The sequence below is a fragment of the uncultured Aggregatibacter sp. genome, assembly GCF_901873365.1.
Classification (GTDB): domain Bacteria; phylum Pseudomonadota; class Gammaproteobacteria; order Enterobacterales; family Pasteurellaceae; genus Aggregatibacter.
In genome coordinates, this window is the sequence record NZ_CABFLM010000102.1 from 1 (window position 1) to 4326 (window position 4326).

3 protein-coding genes and 1 pseudogene are annotated in these 4326 nt (G+C 43.4%); all 4 read left to right on the forward strand.

The features are described 5' to 3' along the window. Window positions 1-27 precede the first annotated feature (27 nt). On the forward strand, window positions 28-2319 hold the full coding sequence (cas3, locus tag QZ106_RS08790) for a CRISPR-associated helicase Cas3' (protein ID WP_295976484.1): 2292 nt from the start codon (window positions 28-30) through the stop codon (window positions 2317-2319). Between the two features lie 96 nt (window positions 2320-2415). Beyond that, a pseudogene (locus tag QZ106_RS08795) lies at window positions 2416-2700 on the forward strand (SNF2-related protein); the annotation flags it as partial. Between the two features lie 113 nt (window positions 2701-2813). After that, the gene (locus tag QZ106_RS08800; protein WP_295976485.1) at window positions 2814-3395 is read left to right on the forward strand and encodes a hypothetical protein; all 582 of its coding nucleotides are present in this window, start codon (window positions 2814-2816) and stop codon (window positions 3393-3395) included. Beyond that, window positions 3392-4326 (forward strand): DUF4868 domain-containing protein (locus tag QZ106_RS08805; protein ID WP_295976486.1); only part of this gene is annotated, 935 nt, incomplete at its 3' end. The genes QZ106_RS08800 and QZ106_RS08805, both read left to right, overlap by 4 nt.

Below are 4326 nucleotides of genomic sequence, written 5' to 3' on the forward strand. Positions count from 1 at the left end.
TGGTGTATTAAACCTTAGGAAGTCACTATGTCCCAATCCGTTATCCGATACGCCCATTCCGCGCAAGATAAACTCGGTAATCTCTTACCTTACGAACATTGGCAAACCTTACAAAGCCATTCGGTAAATGTTGGCGAAATGGCGGCGGAGTTTGCTCGGGTATTTGGTGCACAGGAAATTGCCTGCCAGACGGGACAGCTTCACGATTTAGGGAAATATTCGGAAGCCTTTAACCACCGATTACATGGCGGTTCCTCAGCCGATCATGCTACTGCCGGAGCGAAAATTGCAGTCGAGCGCTGGGGAAATGTTATCGGCAAACTGATGGCGTTTTGCATTGCGGGGCACCATGCCGGGTTGGCGAACGGGAGCAGCGAAGGCGATAACCGCCGCACATTAAAACAGCGTTTGGCGTTACAATTTGGCGCAGATATTCCCGCCCTCGATAACCTGTGGCAACAAGAAATCAAACTCCCTCAAACCCTGTCCGAACCGCCACTCAAACCCGACGCGCATCATCCTTTTTTCTCCTACGCCTTCTTCACACGAATGCTCTATTCTTGCTTGGTGGATGCCGATTATCTCGACACCGAAGCTTTTTATCTAAAGCTAGAAAACAAAGCCGTCGAGCGAGGCGGTTATCCCAAGTTAAACGCCTTACAACACAATTTCAATCAATTTATCAACGATTTCAGACAACGTATCGCCCAAGCTCCAGCGCAAACCGAAGCCGAAAAACGCAATGCTGCCTTAAACCGCCTGCGCAGCGAAATTCTTGAGCATGCCGTAGAACAAGCAGCACAACCGCAAGGGCTATTCACGCTCACCGTGCCGACCGGCGGTGGCAAAACTTTCACTTCCATGGCATTTGCGCTGGAACACGCCAAACGGCACGGTATGCGGCGCGTGATTTACGTCATCCCGTTCACCAGCATCATCGAGCAAAATGCCGCCGAATTTCGCAAAGCCTTTGGCGAATTGGGCGAACAAGCCGTGTTGGAGCACCACAGCACTTTCGATGATGGCAAACTGCAAAATGAGGCCACCAAAGACAAATTGCGCCTTGCCTCGGAAAACTGGGACGCGCCGATTGTCGTGACCACCGCCGTGCAATTCTTCGAATCCCTCTTTGCCGACCGCTCCTCGCGCTGCCGCAAGCTGCACAACATCGCAGGCTCCGTCATCATCCTCGACGAAGCGCAAATGTTGCCGCTCAATCTTTTGCTGCCCATCATGCAAGCCATCAAAGAATTGGCGCAAAACTACCGCTGCAGCGTCGTCATGTGCACCGCCACTCAGCCAGCCGTGCAAGCCGAAAACGGCTTTTATCGCGGCTTTGAAAACGTGCGCGAAATCGCTCCAAAACCGACCGCACTTTTCGACAAACTGCGCCGCACCACCGTGCAACACATCGGCACACAAACCGACGCCGACCTGCTCGCCAAATTTGGTGAACATCCGCAAATGCTCGTCATCGTCAACAACCGCCGCCACGCCCGCAGCCTGTACGACCAAGCCAAATACCTTGATGGCACGTTCCACCTGACCACCTTAATGTGTGCCAAACACCGCAGCCAAAAGCTTGATGAGATTCGAGGTCGTCTGAAAAACGGCGAACCCTGCCGCGTTATCGCTACCTCCTTAATTGAAGCCGGAGTTGATGTGGATTTTCCTTTGGTGATGCGCGCCGAAGCAGGTTTAGACAGCATTGCCCAAGCCGCAGGACGCTGCAACCGCGAAGGCAAAAGGCCGTCTGAAAACAGCTTTGTCTGGATATTCGCGCCCGAAGAACAATGGAAAGCCCCGCCCGAACTTGCCGTACAAGCCGCCGTTATGCGCCTGACCGCCGACAGCTTTTCAGACGACCTCTTATCCACCCAAGCCGTCGCCGCCTATTTCGCCGAGCTTTATCAATTAAAAGGCAGCGAACTGGACAATAAAAAAATTCTGAAAGTGCACAACGATACAGGGCAAAGCCTCAATTTCCCATTCCAAACCATCGCCAACAAATTCCGTATGATTGAAAGCCATATGCAGCCGCTGATTATTCCGTTCGACAACGAGGCCGAAAACCTCATTAGCAGCCTACATCACGCCGACCACATCGGCGGACTCTTACGCAAACTGCAACCCTACACCGTCCAAATCCCCGAAAAAGCCCTCGCCGCTTTGTATAAAGCAGGACGTATCGAACCGATTAACGAGAAAAACTTTGGCAAACAGTTTTATACGCTGATTGGATTGGATTTATATGATGAAGTGGCAGGGCTGAGTTGGGAGGATATGGAGTTTTTGAAGGGGGAGAGTTTGGTGTTTTAAATTAACCTATAATTTTTAGAATATTAATTTGATTTTTACCTTTAAAAGGCATATCCTTCCTGTGGCTTAAAAAGTAATTTGGAGAAAATTAAGACCATGTCCCAATCTCAACTGACACTACATCAAGCTCGATACTACTCCTGGTTTTTAACCCGTCAAGCCGAGGGTGGCAGTATGGACTCGTTAGCAACAACATTGGTTGATGCCCAAGTCGATTTAAACCCACATCAAGTTGATGCAGCTTTGTTTGCCTGCAAAAATCCGTTGTCGAAAGGTGTGATTTTGGCAGATGAAGTAGGTTTAGGAAAAACCATCGAAGCGGGCTTGGTAATATTGCAGCATTGGGCAGAACGCAAACGTATAATTCTGATTATCACCCCAACCGTTTGATTGAAGAGCTGGAAGAACAGTTGAAACAGAAGGTTGAAGAGGAAGAATTGTTTTTTATTGAGTGGGAGATAGTGATATGAGTCAAATTGAAAGGAAAAATAAATATGGCTGATTCATCTTTAAGATTAAGACCATGGGTCTCGTTAATTCTTTTTATTAGTGCATATTCTCCATTAATGGTGATTATGGCAATTAAACAAATAGATTTGACAAGTCCAAACTATTTTAATTCTCCAGAAATCGGAATTGGCTTATTAGTTGCAGCAATAATTAGCAGCATTATTGTGTTGCAAGTGGTTAAAAGCGTCCGAAGTGGATTAATGGTTGTCGTGAGTAAGGCATCGAATAAGTCAGGAGATATGTTTGGATATACAATTCCTTATATGATGTCTTTTATGCGGATTGACTTAACTAATTGGCAAACAATATTGGCGATTATATTATTTTTGACTGTATTGTTCACTATGGCTTATCGAACACAAACAGTATTTATCAATCCTATCTTGGCTATTTTTGGATATATGTTGATTGATTGTACATTTAAGCGAGGGGAAAAGGAGGTGCAAGCAATGGTTATTACTAAGCAACCCATTAGCTATGGTGATACAGTTTGTTTGGATAGGCTTTCTCATTATCTATATATTCGTTCAAACTCTGACTATAAGAATGATAAGGAAAAATCATGAGCACAAACACTAAAAAACAAATTAAAGAAATACAAGCAGAAAATTTTAACGATTGGTCTGTATCATTCTGGCTGATAAAAAGAAAGGCTCCAACAACTATCAAAGAAGCTTCGTATCATGCTTGGCGTGTCGATATGGATAAAAAATTGCCTACTCGCTTTAAAGGCTACCTGAAAAATCAACTTCAAGGGAAAAAGTTTCATGTTGAGAAATATGATTATAGCAATGCAGACTGTGATGATGTATTGCTAACAGTTGATTCTGGTATCACAGATTTTGAAAAAGTTGAGGCGGAAATAAATAAAGGTTTTGATAATCCAAGAGTAGATAATCATAAAGATCTACTTAATTCATGGGCCTATGTTATTTTGTTTGAAAAAGATGATAAAAAATTGTATGCCTGGAAAAAAATCAATACGGACACGCAGCCTAAAAAGGTGGCTTCAAAAGGGATTCTATTTTTTATAAATAAAGAATTGGTTGATCCTGATGATAAAGAGGTTTTTGTTATTTATCCAAATTATGATTTTTTTGTTTATAAAAGAACAGTATTTATAGCGAGCAAAAAACAGTTTGAGAGTTCAATGAATTTTCGGGAAGGGATGAAGCGAAAATCTGCCGAAGTGATTGCTGATTTTAAAAATCTTGAAACTTTTAAAAATATAGAATTGATTGAGCAGTATGTTGGTAATAATCTACATCACTTACGAAAAATGGCTTCTATATTAAAATCTGGTTATTATAAACAACCTGATTATCTTAAAAAATTAATTGCTGTCAATAAAAAAGAAAAATGGGATTTGAAGGTGGAGAATGGGCAGATTGTAGTTGAAGAAGAAACAATAGATTTATTGTTAAAACTGCTTAATAACGATCGTTTGCGCTCACCCATCAATGATGAAATATTTGATGCTGCTGCAAAATCCAAGGT